Raw genomic sequence first — 20,057 nt, forward strand, 5'->3', positions numbered from 1 at the left:
GGATAGGGATCCGACTCCGGCGGATGGAGCTCTGAAGAACAGCTATGACGCCAAGAAGGTGGCTGAGGAACAGGAGCTATCTGCACAAGCGGGCTATGTGGGTATGCGCAGCGTAGGTGCGATTGCGCAGTACATGCAGGACCACGCGACGACAGACGAGGAACGAGACGCATGGGCGGATGGCAGCCGAAACAAGGTCATTCTTCACGGCGTGGTGGGCGCCGCGATGGCTTCACTCGGGGGTGGTAATGCAGCGCAGGGAGCGCTCGGTGCTGCTTCGTCCGAAGCCGCTTCGAAGGCCATGCAAGACTATCTGGCCTCAAGTGGCGTCGTCCCGGGATCGGAAGAGTGGAAGACGTACATGGAGTTGGGTGCGACGGCCGTGGGCGGAGCCGTTGGCGGCAGTGCGGGTGCGGCGGCGGCACTCGATGGTGAGTTGTATAACCGCCAGCTGCACGAGACCGAGAAGCAAAGGATCGAGGTACTTGCTGGCGGGGACGAGACCAAGGAGGTTCGCCTGAGCGCTGCCGCGTGTGCGCTTGTACATTGCTCTGCAGAGTACGCGGAGGACTCCCCGGAGTACGCGTACTACTCAAAGCTTGAAGCCATCGGCAATGGAAGTGACTACGCGAGTGAGCGGGAGCTTCTACAAGCGCAGTCTTACCAGCGGATGGGGGTGAACTCGGACGGCAAGGCGACTCCAGTTACGGAATATCTCTTTCAGTATGACAGCGGGCTGTCTGACACTCTTTCATGGGTCAACAATAGCTACGGCCGTCCAGTGACGCGTGCGGGCGGCTTGCTTCAATCCGCCAGCGGAGCAGCGGCAATGGTTGGAGGGGGTGTGCTCACGGCAGGGGGGCTTGCAGCCTGTCCGGAGTCGTTCGGTGCAGGTTGCGGTGCCGCTTTGGTAGGAGGGCTTGCTGTCGGCTGGGGCGCCGACAACTGGAAGGCGGGAGCCGATACCGCGGCAACCGGCACCAACGGTGCCACATTTATAGGCTCTTCGATCTCGAAAGGGTTCGGAATATCAGAGGGCGCCGGAGAACTCATTTACGGTGCGCTGGGCGCAGTTGGAACTATGAATGTCGCTGGTGCGCTGAGTTCGGCTGCGCGTGCCAGGGAAGGTGCCACGCTCCTGAGCGCTGAAGCGACTGCTACCCTGACATACAAGCCAACCTCAGGGGTGGTTTTACAGTCTGCAGAGGGTCGTACGACCACGATTGTTGGCTCCTACTCGAATGACATGGAGTCGGTGATTAATGAGCTTGGGAACGTTAAGACGACCAACCTTGGTCCGAGAACTGGTGGATTCAACGTGCTGAACATTCCGGACGATCTGTATGTGAACCCCAGGCAGTTCTGGACAGACTACAACCAGCCCTGGCTTGCAAATGCAATTGATCGCGGCGATAACATTCTCGCGGCTACACGTCCGGCTTTCGACGTGCAAGGCGTCAATCGTCTCTTTAGCGTTCTCGTGAAACCAAATGAGACGACGGGACTGATGGAGTTGTCGGGCTACGGGCGAGAATATTTGATGCTCAAACGGGCGGGGTATGTTTATAAAGACGGGAAATTCGTGAAATGAATTACATTTCGAGTTTGGCTGAGGTCGTCCGCGTGTCATGGGGGTACTTGATCTCGGCCTACGGCCTCAGTGTGATCGACGTTGATACCGACAATGTTCTGCTTCGAGGTCCGAAATATGCCATTGACATCATGACCGATAGGGACGGGGTGAGCATGATCTATATCGACACTCAAGGGGAGCCGATTGCTGGGTACAACTTGTTCTTGTTTCTATGGGCCACTCGCAAAGATCGTCTGACTTTCTTTGCCAAAGAGCCAGTAACGACTACTCGTGCGCAATGGCTCAATCTTCATGTTGGAATCCTGGCCCAACATCTGGAGAACGCAGGGCAGGACATTCTAGAGGGATCCAGGGCGTGGATTGAAAGTTACCCTGGCGCACCGCTACAACCGGCAAGAAAAATTGCCGGCTTGCTTTAAGTGTCAAAACAATATCCGGCAGTACACGGCGCTGTTCGGCGGTGTGCCGATCGCAACGGGTTTGGAACCATTTAGTGCCAGATGAGCTAGCGAGCTTCCTATATTCCGACTACGGAATGGGACCCGCGGAGGCTCGGACGACGAGTACTATTTGGCCGTATGGAGCATCATCAGCGCACCGCTATTGGTGGAACGTATAGGGAGCGGCTATCGTATTGCGTTTCCCGAGAGAATTAAACTGATGAGTCAGTTGGATTCGAAATGGGGTGCTCGAGTGAAGGAAGCGCTTGAGGAGACGTTGAAATCCGCCCCGTATCGCGACGAACTATAGGTAGTGTTGTGACGTCCATACATGCATCAGTTGAGTTCGGGATTGTGATTAGGCGCGCGTCTCTGATCGAGCGAGGCGTAGGGCTTGATCAGGTGTACATGTGCATGGGAGACCTCGTTACCCACAGGCATCAATGACGAGTTGATTTCATTCGGCCCGTCCTTCGGCCCTGAGGCGCAGCGCGAGTTCCTGCGGCGCCTCGAAGAGTTAGGCCTTGTTTACTTTGAAGACTTTTTTGACATCAATGTCGATCATCCAGTGTGGTGCGCATTTCTAATCACGTCTGGTCTTGAGGATCCTGCCGCCAGGCATTTATAGAATTGGGTACATGGAAATCGAATTCATTGATCGCGAAGAAATGTATTCGGTGCGAGCAGTCGGCGTGGAGCTGTTCTTGTGCGTTGTCGTGGGAGGAGTGGGCTTGTGGGACGAAAGGATTCCGATGGATGAGGTTATGACGCGGCAGTTTCGTGAGAATCCTTGCGGCTTGCTCCCTTGGGTCCAGAAGGTGCGTCGCGGATCGATAGCTAACCAGGGCAGGGATAGCGGAAAGGGCTGAGGTCCCGCGTCGAAACGGGTAACCCACACCCCTAAAGCTTTCCCCCCGCAAGCCGATAAGCCCATCGAACGACCCCCCGGGCGATGTGCGCCAAGGGTCCCAACGGTACGGACGATGGCGAAGAAATCCTCCAAAGACGCCCCCCGCGCCCCGCTGGCGCTGGATGCCGACCTGCGTATCGGCGCGGCGCCGGCGCTCCGCGATACGCTGCTGGGCGTCCTGGCCGCCGGCCAGCCCGTCGAGCTCGACGGCGCGTCCGTGGCCCAGGTCGATACGGCGGCACTGCAGGTCCTCGCGGCGTTCTCCCGCGACGCCCGTGCGGCGGGCCTTCCCGTCGCCTGGACCGGTGTCAGCGACCCTCTCCGGCGCGGCGTGTCCGTGCTGGGCCTTGATGCTTTGATCGAACTGCCGGCCCACGCCGGCGTGAACTGAAGGTGCTCCGATGGCGAAGATTCTTGCGGTAGACGACTCGGCCTCCATGCGCAGCATGGTGGCCTTCACCCTGCGTGGCGCGGGCCACGACGTGGACGAGGCCGATAACGGCCAGGCGGCGCTGGATACGGCGCGCGGCACGAAGTTCGACCTGGTCCTGGCCGACGTGAACATGCCGGTGATGGACGGCATTTCCATGGTCCGCGAGATGCGCACGATGGCCGGTTACAGCGGCGTGCCCATCCTCATGCTCACCACCGAGTCGAACCCGGAAAAGAAGATGGAAGGCAAGGCCGCCGGCGCCACCGGCTGGCTGGTGAAGCCGTTCGACCCCGACCAGCTGCTGGCCACCGTCGCCCGCGTGCTCGGTTAATCCGCTCCAAGACGTTCCGGCAATCCAGGATCCACCTCCATGTCCAAAGTCGATCTGGCGCAATTCCACAAGGCGTTCCACGAGGAAAGCCTCGATGGCCTCGACGCCATGGAGCAGGCGCTCCTCGCCCTGGACGAAGGTGCCGACGATCCGGAGCTGATCAACGTGGTGTTCCGCGCCGCCCACTCGATCAAGGGCGGCGCGGCCACGTTCGGTTTCACCGACGTGGCGGCGTTCACCCACGTGGCCGAGAACCTGATGGACGAGGTCCGCAGCGGCCGCCGTCCGATGGAAAAGGCCGTGGTGGAGTTGCTGCTTCGCTCGGGCGACACCGTGCGCGACATGCTGGCCCTGTCGATGGCGGGCAAGCCCGCGGCCACGGCCGAGAGCCAGGCCCTGCTGGCCGAGCTCTCGGCGATGGTGTCCGGCGGCACGGCCGCGGCGCCTGTGGCCGCCAAGGCCGCCGCGCCTGCCGAGGCCATCGAAGGCTGGGACATCGCCTTCCGCCCCTTCGATTACCTGCTCAAGACCGGCAACGATCCGGCGCGCATGTTCCGCGAACTCGGCGCGCTGGGGCCGCTTCGCGCCGAATGCGATGCCAGCAGGCTTCCCGCGTTGGCCGACATGGACGCCTCATCGTCCTACCTCGGCTGGACGCTCCACCTCGACGCCGGCGCCAAGCGCGCCGCCGTCGAAGGCGTGTTCGACTGGGTCGATGGCGACTGCGACCTGACCCTCACACCCCGTCTCGCCGCGCCGTCTCCGGCCGCGCCCACCGCGCCCACCGCCCCGGCTGCGCCGTCCGCCCCGCGCGCCGTGCGCGACGTGGCCATGAACAGCGAATCCAGTTCCGTCCGCGTCGGCATCGAGAAGATCGATACGCTGATCAACCTCGTGGGCGAACTGGTCATCACCCAGTCGATGCTCAGCCAGTTCCATGACGGCGTTGACGCGTCGCAGCTGGAAATGCTGCGTCATGGTCTCGCCCAGCTGGGCCGCCATACGCGCGAGTTGCAGGAAAGCGTGATGAGCATCCGCATGCTGCCCATCAGCACGGTGTTCAACCGCTTCCCGCGCCTGGTCCGCGACCTGGCGCAGAAGCTGGACAAGAAGGTGGTGCTGGACCTGCGCGGCGAGACCACCGAACTCGACAAGACCGTGCTCGAGAAGATCGGCGATCCGCTGGTCCACCTCGTGCGCAACGCCATCGACCATGGCCTGGAAGGCCCGGCGAAGCGCCTCGCCGCGGGCAAGTCCGATACGGGCACCCTGCGCATGGAGGCCTTCCATCGCGGCGGTTCCATCGTGGTGGAAGTGGCCGACGACGGCGCCGGCCTGAACCGCGACGCCATCGTGGCGAAGGCCGTGCAGCGCGGCATCATCGCGTCGGGTGACGGCATGTCCGACGAGGCCGTGGCCGAGCTGATCTTCGAGGCCGGGTTCTCCACCGCGGCCGCCACCACCGACCTTTCGGGTCGTGGCGTCGGCATGGACGTAGTCCGCCGCAATGTCATGGATCTCGGCGGTACCGTCGGCATCCGCAGCACGCAGGGCAGCGGCACCACTTTCACCATCACGCTGCCGCTCACCCTCGCCATCATCGACGGCCTCACCGCCGCGGTAGGCGAGGAGACCTACATCGTGCCGCTGGTTTCCATCGTGGAATCGGTGCAGGTGAAGCCGGACGCTGTGCGCAGCGTGGCCGGCGGCGGCGAGCTGTTCCGCTTCCGCGACCAGTGGCTGCCGATCGTGCGTCTGTTCGACGTGTTCGGCTGCGATGGCCGCCGCCGGGCGATCGACGAGGGCATCGTGATCGTCGTGGAAGGCGAGGGCGCCCGCATCGGCCTGTTCGTGGATGAGCTGATCGGCCAGCAGCAGGCGGTGGTGAAGTCGCTGGAGGCCAATTACCGGCGCGTGGCGGGGATTTCCGGCGCCACGATCCTGGCCGACGGCTCGGTGGCGCTGATCGCCGACGTGACCGGCCTGGTGCGCATGCAGGGGCGCCGCAAGGCCGCCTGATCGAAGGAAGCCGTCGTAGGAGCGCGCCTTGCGCGCGACATCTTTCCGCGAGGAGCAGCAGGGCCTGTTGCTCACGGCCTCAAAAGATGTCGCGCGCAAGGCGCGCTCCTACACAGCAGCCCTTTGCTGCCTTGGGCGCCTCGAATTCCCCCCTCAAGTCCCTGCGGCCGCGGCCGATACCCCTTGGGAAGGGGTCCCGAACCGCCGAACCGATCCGCCGTGGGAACGACATGAACGAGCACGCCAGCACCGCCACCGCCGCGTCCGACGAGGCCGCGCAGTACCTCACCGTCAACCTCGGGAACGAGGAATACGGCGTCGACATCCTCGCCGTCCGTGAAATCCGTGGCTGGACGCCGGTCACCCGCATTCCGCAGGCCCCGTCCTACGTGCTCGGCGTGCTTAATCTCCGCGGCGCCATCGTTCCCGTGCTGGACCTGCGCCTGCGCTTCGGCCTGGCCCGCGAGGAATACACCGCCACCACCGTCTGCGTGATCGTGATGGTCGCCGGCCGCCAGTTCGGCGTGGTGGTGGATGCGGTCTCCGACGTGGTCGACGTCGCCCCGGGCGCCGTGCGACCGGTGCCCGACATGGGCACCACCGTCGATACCGAATACCTGAAGGGCCTGACTTCCGTCGGCGAGCGCATGGTGCTGCTCCTCGACGTGGATCGCCTGCTCCAGCCGCAGGATGCCCAGATGCTCGAGGCGGCTCTCGCCTCGCCGGATGTGAAAGCCGTCGCCTGAGCGTACGAACACCGGGAGGCCACCAGGCTTGCCCGCCGTGATGCCTGGTTTGCCCTTGCCGCACCTTGCCGATTGGAATCGCAATGAAGAAGTTCAAGTTCAAAATGCCTGCCCTCACCATCCGCGGACGCCTGTACGGCGTGCTCGGCCTGCTCACGCTCATGCTGATCGGCGGCGCGGCCGTCGGCCTCGGCGCCATGCACTTCCAAAACGAAGGCATGCGCAGGATCTATGAGGAAGAGCTGGCACCGTCGGAGATGCTCGCGCGCATCAACGCGAACTCGCTCATGTCCTTCGTGGTACTGGGTGAAGCCGCCTCCAAGGTTGGCAAGCCGGACCAGGTGAAGCAGAAGGTCGCCGAGTTCCAGAAGTACCAGGCGGACATGGCCTCGGTGAAGCAGGAATTCAGCAAGGTCCCGATGTCCCCCGACATCAAGAAGTACTACGACAAGTGGCAGGCCACGAACGCCGACTACGACCAGAGCAAGAGCGATATGCTCGATGCGCTGAACCAGGGCGACGAAGGTGCCAGCGACGTGCTCGAACTCCAGGTCCGTCCGCTGATGATGGATCGCCAGGCCCAGCTGCAGAAGCTCATGGAGGGCAAGCGCATCGAAGCCGAGGCGATCTTCCAGAAAGAATCCGCCCAGTACCGGACCATCCGCACGCTGAGCATCTTCGCCCTGGCCCTCGGCCTTGGCATCAGCCTGCTCATCGCCGTGCTGGTCATCCGCTCGATCATCCGCACGCTGTCGCAGACGGTTTCCGTCGCCCATCTCATCGCCGAGGGCAAGCTCGGCCATGACGTGAAGGTCACGCGCAACGACGAGCTCGGCCAGTTGCAGGAAGCGTTCCGCGTGATGGACGAGCGCCTCAGCGCCATCGTTTCCGAAGTGCGCCATGGCGCCGGTTCGGTCAGCACGGCCGCGCAGCAGATCTCGCGCGGCAACGACGACCTTTCGCAGCGCACCCAGGAACAGGCCTCCAGCCTCGAGGAAACCGCTTCATCGATGGAGGAGATGACCTCCACCGTCAAGCAGAACGCCGAGAACGCCAGCCACGCCAACCAGCTGGCCCGTGGCGCTCGCGAGCAGGCCGAGAAGGGTGGCGAGGTGGTCGCCCAGACGGTCGTCGCCATGCGCGAGATCAACTCCTCCAGCAAGAAGATCTCCGACATCGTCAGCCTCATCGACGAGATCGCTTTCCAGACCAACCTGCTGGCGCTCAATGCGGCGGTGGAAGCGGCACGTGCCGGCGAACAGGGCCGCGGTTTCGCCGTGGTGGCGACGGAAGTGCGCAACTTGGCCGGACGCTCCGCCAATGCGGCGAAGGAGATCAAGGGTCTCATCAACGACAGCGCCGACAAGGTGCGCGCCGGTTCCGAACTGGTCGACCAGTCGGGCAAGGCGCTGGCCGAAATCGTCGACAGCGTGAAGAAGGTCACGGACATCGTCGCCGAAATCGCCGCCGCCAGCTCCGAGCAGTCCGCGGGCATCGACCAGGTGAACCACGCCGTGCTGCAGATGGACGAGATGACCCAGCAGAACGCGGCGCTGGTCGAGGAGTCGGCTGCCGCCGCCCGTGCCATGCACGAGCAGGCCACCGAGCTCAGCCGCCAGGTGTCGTTCTTCCAGATCAGTGGTAACGCTTCCGCCTCGCCGGCCGCCAAGGCCAAGAAGAAGGACGCGGCACAGGAAGAGATGGAAACCGTGTTCGCCGCCGTGCGCAGCGCGCCGGCGCCCCGCGCGCAACGTCCGGCTGAAACCGCCGACGCGGGAATCTGGAAGGAATTCTGATCGATGAACGCGCTTGTCGACAGCGGTGATGCCGTCGGCCCGGCGGGCGCGGCGGGTCCGAACCTCGGGGAAGCCGAGTTCGGCTTCCTTCGCGAGTTCGTGCTGCAGCATTGCGGCATCTCGCTGGGCGATCACAAGCGCCAGCTGGTGCAGGGGCGTCTCCTGCGCCGCCTGCGCGCACTGGGGCTTCCCGGCTTTGCCGCCTACTGCGACCTGCTCCGGCGCGATCCGGAGTCGGAGCTGGGCGAGCTTGCCAGCTGCATCAGCACGAACGTCACCTCGTTCTTCCGCGAGATGCACCACTACGACATGCTCGTGGACGAGCTCCTTCCGCGCTGGCTCGAAGAGAAGCGTGGCGGCGGCCGCCTGCGGATCTGGTCCGCGGGCTGCTCCACCGGCGAAGAGCCATACGCGATCGCCATGGTGCTGGCCGAAGCGCTGGAGCGCACCGGCGTCGACGTCGACGCGAAGATCCTCGCCACGGATCTTTCGCCGCAAGCGCTCGCTGCGGCGCGGAAGGGCGTCTATCCGGTCGACCGCCTGGGCGGCGTCAGCGACGCGCGGCGCAAGCGCTGGTTCCTGCGCGGCGAAGGCAGCTACGACGGCTACGCCCAGGTCCATCCGCGGCTGCGCGAACTGGTGACCATCCAGCCGCTGAATCTGCTCCACGAATGGCCCATGCAGGGCAAGTTCGACGCCATCTTCTGCCGCAACGTGGTCATCTATTTCGACAAGCCCACGAAGCAGCGTCTGTTCGCGCGTTATGCGGGCATGCTGCACAGCCGTGGCTACCTGTTTCTCGGCCACTCGGAGTCCATGTACGGACTGTCCGAGGACTTCGACCTGATCGGTCGCACGGTCTACCGGAAGCGCACATGAGCGATGCGTTCGTCCTGCAACCGAGGACCTTCGCCGGCTTCGATCCGGCGAAGGTGCTGCCGGGCTTCGAGCATGTGCGCCGTTTCTGGGATCCGGCGCAGGAAGTGGTCACGGTGAAGGTCCTGCCGGGCGAGTACTACGTCAGCGTGCAGGAGGAGATGATTTCCACGGTGCTGGGCTCCTGCGTGTCGGCCTGCGTGCGCGACGCGCGGCGGCGGATCGGCGGCATGAACCACTTCATGCTGCCGGAGCCCACCGGCGAGCGCGACGGCTGGAGTTCCACGATCGGCCGCGCCGCCCGCTATGGCAACGACGCCATGGAGCAGCTGATCAACGCCATCCTCAAGGCCGGCGGCAAGCGCGACGACCTCGAGGTGAAGATTTTCGGGGGCGGCCGCGTGCTCGCCACCATGACCGACATCGGCCAGCGCAACATCGCCTTCGTGCAGCGGTACATCGCCACGGAGAAACTGAAGCTCTGCGCGGCCGACGTGGGCGACATCTACCCGCGCCAGGTCCAGTTCTTCCCGGTGAGCGGCAAGGTACGGGTGCGCCAGATGCGCTCCATGCACGACCACAGCCTGGCCGATCGCGAGAAGCGGTACCTCAAGCGATTGGCTGACGATCCGATAAAGGGAGAGGTCGAGCTGTTCTGACGTGTCCCGTCAGGCAGCCTGCCTCGTCACCGCCTCCGCCACCGAGCTGCCAGAGCCCATGCAGAAAGTACGCGTTCTTATCGTCGACGATTCGGCCCTGGTACGTAAGGTGCTGACCGCCATGCTCGAGTCCGATCCGGGCATCGAGGTGGTGGGCACCGCCGCGGACCCGCTGATCGCACGCGACAAGATCAAGCAGCTCAATCCCGACGTGCTCACGCTCGACGTCGAGATGCCGCGCATGGACGGGCTGACCTTCCTCGACAACCTCATGCGCCTGCGCCCGATGCCGGTGGTGATGGTGTCCACGCTCACCGAGAAGGGTGCCGACGTCACGCTCCGGGCCCTTGAGCTCGGAGCGGTGGATTTCTTCACCAAGCCGTCGGCGGACCTGGCCAATACCTTCATGGAGCATGCGCCCGAAATCTGCGCGAAGGTGCGCCTCGCCGCCGGCGCCAAGCCGCGCGAACGCGCGACGGTGACCAAGCTCGACGTGGCGCCGCGCCTGTCCGCCGATGCCGTGCTGCCGCGCGCGCAGGCGGCCGGTACGCGCGGCGGCACGCGGATCATCGCCATCGGTGCCTCTACCGGCGGTACCGAGGCCATCCGCGTCGTGCTCGAGGCGATGCCGCCCACCGCGCCGCCCATCGTCATCACGCAACATATCCCTGCCGCGTTCAGCGGCCCGTTCGCTGCCCGCATGGATTCCTGCTCGGCCATGCGCGTGTGCGAGGCCCGCGACGGCCAACCGATCCAGCCGGGCCATGCGTACATCGCCCCGGGCAGCCAGCACCTGCTGGTGATGTGGGACGGCGCGCGGCACGTGTGCCGCCTGCACGACGGCCCACCGGTGAACCGCCACAAGCCGGCGGTCGACGTGCTGTTCCGCTCCATGGCCGCCAGCGTCGGCGCCGCCACGATCGGTTGCCTGCTCACCGGCATGGGCGACGACGGCGCACGCGGCCTTGGCGAGCTGAAGGAGATTGGCGCCCATACCCTCGTGCAGGACGAAGCCAGCTCCGTGGTCTGGGGCATGCCCGGTGCCGCCTGGAAAGCCGGCGCCGCCGGCGAAATGCTTGCCCTCGATGCCATCGCCGCGCGCCTGCTCGCGCTCGCCAATACCCCCGTGCCCGCCGCCGCGCGCGTCGGCACCTGATTAACGAGAGTCATCATGCTGATCCCAAAAAACGAACACAGCGTCGGCTTCACCGCCAGCGCCATCGCGCTGGTGCTGGTGCTGGTATTCCACTCGCCCTGGGTCGCTCCGGTCGTGGTGGCCCTGCTGACGGCGACCTGGATTGCGATCAGCCTGCGTACCGAGCGCTTGCCCGAGGTGGAAGTGGTGCTGAGCTCCGCGACCAGCGACGAGGCCTCCGTGCGCGAAGCGATGGAGGACGTGCGCAGTGCCATCGTCGACGAGCTTGGCCATGCCAGCCGCGAACTGAACCAGGCACTGGAGCTGCTGCGTGACGCCGTGGCCGAGCTCGGCGGCGGTTTCAACGGCCTGTCGCACAAGACCGGCAAGCAGCAGAAGCTGCTCAGCGAAATCATCGAGGCCGGCGGCAAGGGCATCTCGGTGCAGGACTTCGCCGATCGCACGGCGAGCCTGCTCGAGCACTTCGTCGGCCTGATCGTGCAGCTTTCGCGCGAGAGCCTGCGCATCGTCTACCGCATCGATGGCATGGCGAAGGAAATGGACGCCGTGTTCGCGCTGCTGAAGAACGTGAACACCATCGCCGAGGAAACCAACCTGCTGGCACTCAACGCCGCCATCGAAGCGGCGCGCGCCGGCGAATCCGGCCGCGGCTTCGCGGTGGTCGCGGGCGAGATCCGCAACCTGGCCCAGCACAGCAACCAGTTCAACGAGAAGATCGGCACGCACGTGGAGCGCTCGCGTACGGCCATGGAACAGCTGCGCGAACTGGTCGGCCACATGGCCTCGCAGGACATGAACGTGGCGCTGTCCACCAAGGGCGGAATCGACGAGATGATGTCCACGATCACCGAGTCCAACGCGCGCACCAGTGCCGCCGCCGACGAGGCCGCCTCGATCAACCGCGGCCTGGGCAACGACGTGTCCACCACCATCCGCTCGCTGCAGTTCGAGGACATCCTCAGCCAGCTGCTGCACCAGACCCGTTCGAGGCTGGTGGAACTGCAGGAGATCACCGCCGACTGCACCCGCGATATCGAGGAGCTGGCCTGCGCGCCGGCCGACGCCTCCGAGCTTGGCGCCCGCGCGCAGCGCGTGCGTTCCCGGCTGGCCGAGCAGCGCGAGCGTGCCCGCCTGCGTTCGCGCGGCCCGGCCCTCCAGCAGTCCATGGCTGCCGGCGACATCGACCTGTTCTGAGGAAAGCTTCCATGGCCATCAACGTCCACCACGATTCCGAACAGGGCTGCCTCACCCTCCACCTGGGCGAGCGCTTCGATTTCTCGATCCACCGGGCCTTCCATGACGCTTGCCTCGGCGACGTGCCGGCGGCACGCAGCTACGTGCTCGACCTCGAACAGGTCGCCAGCATGGACAGCTCCGCGCTGGGCATGCTCATGCTCCTGCGCGAGCATGCCGGCGGCGACCGCGCGGAGATCCGCATCGTCAATGCCAGCGCCGACCTCCGCAACACGCTGCGCATCGCGGGCTTCGACAAACTTTTCACCGTGCACTGAAACGGCTTTCGACTCAGTCGTACAAAGGCGGCTGGCCAGGGGCGGGATCTGACCGGCCCTTCACGGCGTTGGCGGCAAGATTTCGCGACCGCCAGCGCCGAGCTTCGCCATGCCCCTCTCCCTGCACCCGCCGCCGATCCACTTCGACGAGTCGCTGGAGCGCATCGAGCCCGACGAGGCCGAGACCGTCGAGCAGCTGATCGAGACGCTGACGCGGATCAACCAGACCACGCTGGAGCACGAGAAGCACGCCAATCGCTCGGTGCATGCCAAGAGCCACGCGCTGCTGACCGGGGAGCTGGTCGTTCCCGACGACCTGCCGCGGGAACTGGCTCAGGGCCTCTTCGCGAAGCCTGGCAGCTATCCCTTGGTGATGCGGCTTTCGACGGTGCCCGGCGACCTTCTGGACGACAGCGTATCCACGCCCCGCGGCATGGCCCTCAAGGTCATCGGCGTGGAAGGCGAGCGTCTGCCGGGCAGCGACGGCGACGTGACCCAGGATTTCGTGCTGGTGAACGGCCCCGTGTTCTCGGCGCCCAACGCGAAGCGCTTCGCCGCCGCATTGAAGCTGGTGGCCGCGACGACGGACCGCGCGGAGGGAGCGAAGAAGGCCCTGTCCGCCGTGCTGCGTGGCACGGAACGCATCATCGAAGCCTTCGGCGGCAAGAGTGCCACGTTGCTGAACCTGGGCGGCCAGCCCGAAACGCATCCGCTCGGCGATACCTATTACAGCCAGGCACCACTGCGCTTCGGCGATTATGTGGTGAAACTGGCCGTGGCACCGCGCTCGCCGAACCTTACCGTCCTCACCGATGCCGAGCTGAACGTCAACGGCAAGCCGAACGGCCTGCGCGAGGCGATGGTGAACCACTTCGCGGAGGAAGGTGGCGAGTGGGATGTTCGCGTGCAGTTCTGCACGGATCCCGAATCCATGCCGATCGAGGATGCCTCGGTGGCATGGCCTGAGGAGAAGAGCCCCTATATCGACGTCGCTCGCATCGTCGTGCCTCCGCAACCCGCGTGGAACGCCGCCCGCCGCGCCGCCATCGACGACCGCATGGCGTTCAGCCCATGGCACGGACTGGCCGCCCACCGGCCGCTGGGCTCTGTGATGCGCGCGCGCCGCGTCGCCTACAAGGTGATGGCGAAATTCCGCGCGCACCACAACAACGTGACGATCACGGAACCCAGGTCAATACGAGACCTGGAACTGTAGGAGCGCGCCCAGCGCGCGACAGCCTTTCGCGATGAGCCACAGGCCCTGCTGCTCACGGCCCCAAAACATGTCGCGCGCAGGGCGCGCTCCTACCAGCCCATGTAGTGGCCGCCGTTGATCGCCAGGTTGGATCCGGTAATCCAGCTGGAATCCTCGGAAGTGAGGAAGGCGACGGCGTGCGCGATCTCCTCGGGCCGGCCGAGCCGGCCCACGGGTATCTGCGCGATGATCTTGGCGCGGATGTCCTCGGGCACGGCCATGACCAGGTCGGTGCCGACATATCCCGGCGATACCGTGTTCACGGTGATGCCGAAGCGCGCGTTCTCCTGGGCGAGCGAAATGGTGAAGCCGTGCACGCCGGCCTTGGCCGCTGCGTAGTTGGCTTGGCCGTACTGGCCTTTCTGTCCGTTGATCGAACTGATCTGGACGATGCGGCCCCATTGGCGCGAACGCATGCCTTCGATCACCGGCCGGGTCACGTTGAAGCAGGCGTTGAGGTTGGTGTTCACCACCTCGGTCCACTGCTGGTAGTCCATCTTGTGGAAGGTGGTGTCGCGGGTGATGCCGGCGTTGTTGACCAGGATTTCCACCGGTCCCGCCAGTTCCTCCACCGCGCGGATCATCGATTCCGCGGAGACGGGATCGGACACGTCGCCCGGCACCATCACCACGTCGATGCCGTCGCGGATCATGTCCTCGCGCCAGGCAGCGGCGCGGGCCTCGTCGCGGAAGTTGGTGGCGACCCGGTGGCCCTGGCGGGCAAGGTAGCGCACGATCGCCGTACCGATGCCGCCCGTGCCGCCGGTCACCAGTGCCGTACGCTGTGTCATGCCTTGCTTCATCCTCGCTGCGATCCCGTGGTGGCCCGTCGCCGGGCAAACGATTCTTATAGCGTCGCCGCCGCGCCAAGACTACTGCGGCGAAGCGACGCAGGCGCGAATCCGTGCAGTGCGTCGCGCAGCAGCTTTTCCGGCGTGCCTGCGCTAGAGGGCGTCAAGACACCCAGCCAGTCCAGCGCCAGGCGCAGGGCGGGCAGGGGATCCCGGGCGTCCACCGGCAGGGCCGCCGTCGATTTGGACAGCTTCCGGCCTTCCCCGTCGAGCACGAGAGGGAGGTGCAGGTAGCCCGGCGTGGGCAAGGCCAGAAGTCGCTGGAGATGGATCTGCCGGGCCGTGGAATCCAGCAGGTCGGCACCCCGGACCACGTGGGTAATTTCCTGATCGGCATCGTCGACGACGCAGGCAAGCTGATAGGACCAGAAGCCCTCGACGCGGCGGATGACGAAATCGCCCGCGACCTCGCGCAGGTTCTCTGCCTGGGGGCCCTGCAGGTCGTCCTGCCACCGGACCGTGAGGTCCGGCGTACGCAGGCGCCAGGCCGGGGAACGTGACGGGTCCGGCGGGATGACGCAGCGGCCGTCGCGATGGATGCCCTCATGGGCCGCCAGGTCGGCGCGGCTGCACCAGCACGGGAACACCTGGCCACTTTCGCGCAGGCGCTCGAAGGCCGCGGCGTACGCTTCATGCCGTTGCGACTGGAAGACCGGCGGCAGGTCGGGCGTGAGGCCGAAGGCCTCCAGCGTGGCGAGGATCGCCGCCGCCGAGCCGGGAACCTCCCGTGGCGGATCGATGTCTTCGATGCGCACCAGCCATTCGCCACCGGCCTGCCGCGCCACCAGCCAGCTGCCCACCGCGGCCACGAGGGAGCCGAAATGCAGGGCGCCGGTCGGGGAGGGGGCGAAGCGCCCGCGATAGCAGGAAACGGGTGTCATGGCTGATTTGAGCGGATTCTCAAAGGTGTGCTGGGCGGACGCCGACAAGTGTAGGCGATGCCCACAGCGCCGGGCCGCGCCGGGGCGGCTTTCCCCTCGCCATCGGCGTGCCGGCATTGAATCGTTCACGGTTCGCCCCGAAAACTTGGCACAGGCGGCGCCATCGCCAGCCGCCAAAAGAGAGACCGATCATGTTCAAGCGCATTGCCCTGTTCGTCGCCACCAACCTCGCCGTCATCGTCCTCCTGACCTGCGTCTGCCATGTCCTCGGCATCGACCAGTGGGCGGCCCAACGCGGCATGGGCATCGGCGGGCTCATCGTGTTCGCCTCGGTCTTCGGCATGGGCGGCGCCTTCATCTCGCTGGCCATCTCGAAGTGGATGGCGAAGATGTCCACCGGCGCCCAGGTGATCACCGAGCCGCGTAACGAATCCGAGCGCTGGCTGCTCGAGACCGTGCGCCGCCACGCCGAGAAGGCGGGCATCGGCATGCCCGAGGTGGCCGTCTACGAGGCTCCGGAGATGAATGCCTTCGCCACGGGCATGAGCCGCAACAATGCCCTCGTGGCGGTGAGCACGGGCCTGCTCCAGCAGATGGACCGGGAGCAGGTGTCGGCCGTGCTCGGCCACGAGATCGGTCACGTCGCCAATGGCGACATGGTCACGCTCACCCTCATCCAGGGCGTGCTGAACACCCTGGTCATCGTCCTGGCCCGCATCGTCGGCCGTGTGGTGGACAGCTGGCTGAGCGGTGGCCGCGACCGTGACGGCGAAGGCGGCATCGGCTACTTCGTCGTGGTGATGGTCCTGCAGATCGTCTTCGGCCTGTTCGCCTCCATGATCGTCATGTGGTTCTCGCGCTGGCGCGAGTTCCGGGCGGACGCCGCCGGCGCCCAGCTGGCCGGCCGCGCCTCCATGATCTCGGCCCTGCAGCGCCTGTCGGGCAACCACGGCGACACCAGCCTGCCGCAGTCGATCCAGGCCTTCGGCATCTCTGGCCACCTGGCTTCCGGCCTGAAGCGCCTGTTCATGAGTCACCCGCCGATCGAGGAGCGCATCGCAGCCCTCCAGGCCGCTCGCTGATCCCCCCGCCGCCCCTGCCTGCTCAGGGGCGGCGGGTGGGGCCTTTTATAGGCCCACGCCTGTCCCCATACTCCCGTGCCTGTCCCACCCTGAAGGAACGGCACCGTGAGCCAGGAAACCCGTAAGTTCGAAGCCGAGGTCGCCCAGGTCCTGCACCTGGTGACCCATTCCCTCTACTCGCACAAGGAAATCTTCCTGCGCGAGCTGATCTCCAACGCTTCCGACGCCTGCGACAAGCTGCGTTTCGAAGCGCTGGCCGACCCCTCCCTCACCGACGGCGATGCCGACCTGCGCATCCAGGTCACCTGGGATCCGGAAGCGCGCACCATCAGTGTGCGCGACAACGGCATCGGCATGAGCCGTGAAGAAGTCGTCGCGAACATCGGCACGATCGCCAGCTCCGGTACACGCCGTTACCTCGAAGCGCTTTCCGGCGAGCACAAGGCGGATGCCCGCCTGATCGGCCAGTTCGGCGTCGGTTTCTATTCGGCCTTCGTCGTGGCCGACAAGGTCACGGTGATCACCCGCCGCGCCGGGCAGCCCGCCGTGGCCGGGGTGCGCTGGGAAAGCGACGGCAAGGGCGAATACACGCTGGAAGATGCCAACGTCACCGAGCGCGGCACGACCGTCGTGCTGCATCTGAAGGCGGACGAAGACGAATTCCTGAAGTCGTGGACGCTGCGTGGCGCCATCACCAAGTACTCCGACCACGTGGCCTTCCCGATCCGCATGCCGGCCGAAAAGGACGGCAAGCCCGATCCCACCGAGTGGACGACCGTCAACTCGGCTTCGGCGCTCTGGACACGCCCGAAGAGCGAGATCAGCGACGAGGAATACCAGAACTTCTACAAGGCGCTGGGCCACGACTTCAATGACGCGCTGGCCTGGACGCACAACCGCGTCGAAGGCAACCAGAGCTTCACCACCCTGCTGTACGTGCCCGAGCAGCCGCCCTTCGACCTCATGATGGGCGGCCGCGACGAGCGCAAGGGTCTGAAGCTCTACATCAAGCGCGTCTTCATCATGGACGCCGCCGAGGAACTGTTGCCGAACTACCTGCGCTTCGTGCGCGGCGTGGTGGACGCCGACGACCTCCCGCTCAACGTGAGCCGCGAAATCCTCCAGCACAACCGCCAGCTCGAGCAGATCAAGGCGCGCTGCGTGAAGGGCGTGCTCGACCTGCTCGAGCGCATCGCGCGCGACGAGCCGGAGAAGTTCGCCACCTTCCTCACGGGCTTCGGCAACACCCTGAAGGAAGGCGTCGTCGAAGACACCGCGAACCGCGAGCGCATCGCGAAGCTGCTGCGCTTCGCGTCGACCAAGGGCGACGGTGCGGCCAAGACGGTGTCGTTCGACGATTACATCGGGCGCATGGCCGTCGGCCAGGACACCATCTGGTACGTCACCGCGGACAGCTATGCCGCTGCCGCCGGCAGCCCGCAGCTGGAAGCGCTGAAGGCGAAGGACATTGAAGTGCTGCTGATGTCCGACCGTGTGGACGAGTGGATGCTCGGCTACCTCACCGAGTACGGCGGCAAGCGTCTGCGCAACGTCGCCAAGGGCGAATTCCCGCTGGACGAGGCCGACAAGGCAAAGCAGGAAGCCGCTTCCGCCGCGGCCGCGCCGCTGCTCGAGCGGGTGAAGACGCTGCTCGGCGACCGCGTGAAGGAAGTGCGCGTTTCGGCGCGCCTGACCGATTCGCCGTCGTGCCTCGCGCTGGCCGATTTCGACCTGGCGCCGCACCTTGCCCGCCTGCTGCGTGAAGCGGGGCAGGACGTGCCGGATTCGAAGCCCGTGCTGGAACTCAACCCGGATCACGCGCTGGTGAAGCGCCTGGCTGGCGAGACGGACGACACGAAGGCGGGTGACCTCGCCGCGCTGCTGTTCGAACAAGCGGAAATCACCGCCGGTGCGCAGTTGGCCGACCCCGCCGCGTTCGTGCAGCGGATGAACCGGGTGCTGCTGGGCTGACCTCGGTACCGTAGGAGCGGACTTGTCCGCGACAGCCTTTCGCAGGAACGCAACAGGGCCTGCTGCCTTTCGCGAAAAGCCGTCGCGGACAAGTCCGCTCCTACAAGGGTCCTCGTTATCCCGGCGGAGAGTCGCCCGATGCACCCGGATCGACGCGTGCGGCAGCCCAGGGACGCTCTGCTATCGTTCCGCCCATGTCCGCGCTCCTGATCCTCTTCCTCTGCCTGGCCCTCGGCATCCTCTGCCGGCGCTACGCGCCGCTTCCCGAAGGCATCGTCCCAGGCATCAACTGGTGGGTGCTGAACATCGCGCTGCCGGCGCTCGTGCTGGCACTGGTGCCGCACGTGACGATCGATACGCGGCTTTGGTTTCCCGTCGTCGGCATGTACGTGACCTTCTTCGGAGCCTGGGCCCTGTTCGCGGTGCTCGGCAGGATCTTCGGCTGGTCGCCGCGCCGGGTCGGGTGTCTCGCCCTCGTCTGCGGACTGGGCAACACCTCCTTCATGGGCTATCCCTTGGTGGAAGCCCTGCATGGCAAGGAAGGACTTTCCATCGCCGTGATCGCCGACCAGCTGGGTTGTTTCCCCATGCTCGCGGCGGGCGGCATCGTCGTGGCGTCGCTGTATTCGGGACAGGGCACGAGCGCCTCGGCGATCCTGCGCCGCGTGGTGACGTTTCCCGCCTTCATCGCGATGCTGGTGGGCGTCGTCATCGGGCTGGCAGGTGGCCTGCCTGTGGCCCTCGAGAAACCCTTGCTCCAGATCGGCCAGACCCTGACGCCGCTGGCGCTTTTTTCGGTGGGATTGCAGTTCCGCCTCCACTTGCATCGCGAGCAGGTGGGCGCGTTGGTCGCCGGGCTCGGCTGGAAACTGGTGCTGGCGCCGTTGGTGGTGCTGGGGCTTGGCGTGGCGGCCGGTATCGGCGGGCTGACCCTCACGGTGGGCGTGCTGCAGGCCGCCATGGCGCCCATGATTTCCGCGGCGATCCTGGCCGACCAGTACGAACTGGAACTGCAGCTGGCCAATACCGTCCTCGGTGCGGGCATCCTTCTCTCGCTCGTGACGATCCCCCTCGGTAACATGCTGCTGCCAGCCGGATAAATCCTGGCATCCGCGACGACCACCGTACCTTTCTTCCATGACCAACCCATCGACGACTCCTGGCGTACGCGCCGACGTGTGGCTCTGGGCCGCGCGTTTCTTCAAGACCCGCAGCCTCGCCAAGCAGGCGATCGAGGGTGGCAAGGTCGAACTCAACGATGCGACCTGCAAGCCGGCCAAGCTAGTGCATCCGGGGGACGAGTTCCGGATCACCCGTGGCGAGGAGCGCATCGCCTGCGTGGTGGCGGCACTGTCCGAAAAGCGCGGGCCCGCAGCGGAAGCGCAGAAGCTCTACACCGAAACCGACGAAAGCATCGCCGAGCGGGAACGCCGCCGCGAAGACCGCCGCCTCACCGGCGGCGCACTGCTGCGGCCGGACTCACGACCAGACAAGCACGCACGCCGCCTGATCCAGGACCTGAAGAAGACCCTGTGATCTGTAGGAG

At 65.6% G+C, this 20,057-nt stretch carries 19 protein-coding genes and 1 pseudogene; 18 read left to right on the top strand and 2 right to left on the bottom strand.

The genetic code is table 11. The features are described from left to right. The 14 genes and pseudogenes from ACR9ZH_RS09770 to ACR9ZH_RS09835 form a co-directional block, all read left to right on the top strand. A pseudogene (locus ACR9ZH_RS09770) lies at nt 1–1,591 on the top strand (hypothetical protein); the annotation flags it as partial. Then, nucleotides 1,588–2,013 (top strand): hypothetical protein, encoded by a 426-nt coding sequence (locus tag ACR9ZH_RS09775; RefSeq protein ID WP_481290573.1) that lies wholly within the window; start codon nt 1,588–1,590, stop codon nt 2,011–2,013. The pseudogene ACR9ZH_RS09770 and the gene ACR9ZH_RS09775, both read left to right, overlap by 4 nt. Before the next feature lie 659 nt (nt 2,014–2,672). Then, nucleotides 2,673–2,903, top strand: a complete 231-nt coding sequence (locus ACR9ZH_RS09780) for a hypothetical protein (protein ID WP_481290574.1) — start codon at nt 2,673–2,675, stop codon at nt 2,901–2,903. Between the two features lie 114 nt (nt 2,904–3,017). After that, nucleotides 3,018–3,335: an STAS domain-containing protein gene (locus ACR9ZH_RS09785; protein ID WP_481290575.1), complete on the top strand. Its 318-nt coding sequence runs from the start codon at nt 3,018–3,020 to the stop codon at nt 3,333–3,335. A 10-nt stretch (nt 3,336–3,345) separates the two neighbouring features. Continuing rightward, entirely contained in the window at nt 3,346–3,708 is a 363-nt protein-coding gene (locus tag ACR9ZH_RS09790) for a response regulator (protein WP_166697679.1), read from the top strand. Nucleotides 3,709–3,747: 39 nt separating this feature from the next. Next, on the top strand, nt 3,748–5,727 hold the full coding sequence (locus ACR9ZH_RS09795; protein ID WP_481290576.1) for a chemotaxis protein CheA: 1,980 nt from the start codon (nt 3,748–3,750) through the stop codon (nt 5,725–5,727). A gap of 230 nt (nt 5,728–5,957) precedes the next feature. Further along, on the top strand, nt 5,958–6,473 hold the full coding sequence (locus ACR9ZH_RS09800; protein ID WP_481290577.1) for a chemotaxis protein CheW: 516 nt from the start codon (nt 5,958–5,960) through the stop codon (nt 6,471–6,473). Between the two features lie 83 nt (nt 6,474–6,556). Next, a complete protein-coding gene (locus tag ACR9ZH_RS09805) occupies nt 6,557–8,269 on the top strand; it encodes a methyl-accepting chemotaxis protein (RefSeq protein ID WP_481290578.1) in 1,713 nt (570 codons plus the stop codon). A gap of 3 nt (nt 8,270–8,272) precedes the next feature. Then, a complete protein-coding gene (locus tag ACR9ZH_RS09810; protein ID WP_481290579.1) occupies nt 8,273–9,148 on the top strand; it encodes a CheR family methyltransferase in 876 nt (291 codons plus the stop codon). Beyond that, entirely contained in the window at nt 9,145–9,804 is a 660-nt protein-coding gene (gene cheD, locus ACR9ZH_RS09815; RefSeq protein WP_481290580.1) for a chemoreceptor glutamine deamidase CheD, read from the top strand. Before ACR9ZH_RS09810 ends, cheD begins: the two co-directional genes overlap by 4 nt. Before the next feature lie 58 nt (nt 9,805–9,862). After that, nucleotides 9,863–10,960 carry a protein-glutamate methylesterase/protein-glutamine glutaminase gene (locus tag ACR9ZH_RS09820; RefSeq protein WP_481290621.1) on the top strand — a complete coding sequence of 366 codons (1,098 nt, stop codon included), beginning with the start codon at nt 9,863–9,865 and terminating at the stop codon, nt 10,958–10,960. 15 nt (nt 10,961–10,975) lie between these two features. Then, a complete protein-coding gene (locus tag ACR9ZH_RS09825; protein ID WP_481290581.1) occupies nt 10,976–12,154 on the top strand; it encodes a methyl-accepting chemotaxis protein in 1,179 nt (392 codons plus the stop codon). A gap of 11 nt (nt 12,155–12,165) precedes the next feature. After that, nucleotides 12,166–12,471: an STAS domain-containing protein gene (locus ACR9ZH_RS09830; RefSeq protein ID WP_481290582.1), complete on the top strand. Its 306-nt coding sequence runs from the start codon at nt 12,166–12,168 to the stop codon at nt 12,469–12,471. Between the two features lie 109 nt (nt 12,472–12,580). Beyond that, nucleotides 12,581–13,687: a catalase family protein gene (locus ACR9ZH_RS09835; RefSeq protein ID WP_481290583.1), complete on the top strand. Its 1,107-nt coding sequence runs from the start codon at nt 12,581–12,583 to the stop codon at nt 13,685–13,687. 89 nt (nt 13,688–13,776) lie between these two features. Here the strand turns inward: ACR9ZH_RS09835 and phbB are convergent, their stop codons facing one another. Both phbB and gluQRS read right to left on the bottom strand, forming a co-directional pair. Then, on the bottom strand, nt 13,777–14,517 hold the full coding sequence (gene phbB, locus ACR9ZH_RS09840; RefSeq protein ID WP_481290584.1) for an acetoacetyl-CoA reductase: 741 nt from the start codon (nt 14,515–14,517) through the stop codon (nt 13,777–13,779). Nucleotides 14,518–14,573: 56 nt separating this feature from the next. Further along, entirely contained in the window at nt 14,574–15,458 is an 885-nt protein-coding gene (gene gluQRS, locus ACR9ZH_RS09845) for a tRNA glutamyl-Q(34) synthetase GluQRS (protein WP_481290585.1), read from the bottom strand. 191 nt (nt 15,459–15,649) lie between these two features. Between gluQRS and htpX the strand changes: the two genes are divergently transcribed. The 4 genes from htpX (at nt 15,650) to ACR9ZH_RS09865 (ending at nt 20,047) form a co-directional block, all read left to right on the top strand. Then, the gene (gene htpX / locus ACR9ZH_RS09850; protein ID WP_481290586.1) at nt 15,650–16,540 is read left to right on the top strand and encodes a protease HtpX; all 891 of its coding nucleotides are present in this window, start codon (nt 15,650–15,652) and stop codon (nt 16,538–16,540) included. A gap of 105 nt (nt 16,541–16,645) precedes the next feature. Next, nucleotides 16,646–18,511, top strand: coding sequence for a molecular chaperone HtpG (gene htpG, locus ACR9ZH_RS09855; RefSeq protein ID WP_481290587.1), 1,866 nt, complete (start codon nt 16,646–16,648; stop codon nt 18,509–18,511). Between the two features lie 194 nt (nt 18,512–18,705). Continuing rightward, entirely contained in the window at nt 18,706–19,611 is a 906-nt protein-coding gene (locus tag ACR9ZH_RS09860; protein WP_481290588.1) for an AEC family transporter, read from the top strand. Between the two features lie 37 nt (nt 19,612–19,648). Next, nucleotides 19,649–20,047 carry an RNA-binding S4 domain-containing protein gene (locus tag ACR9ZH_RS09865; RefSeq protein ID WP_481290589.1) on the top strand — a complete coding sequence of 133 codons (399 nt, stop codon included), beginning with the start codon at nt 19,649–19,651 and terminating at the stop codon, nt 20,045–20,047. Nucleotides 20,048–20,057: the final 10 nt, after the last annotated feature.

This window comes from Luteibacter sp. SVR4-7G, from assembly GCF_056755555.1.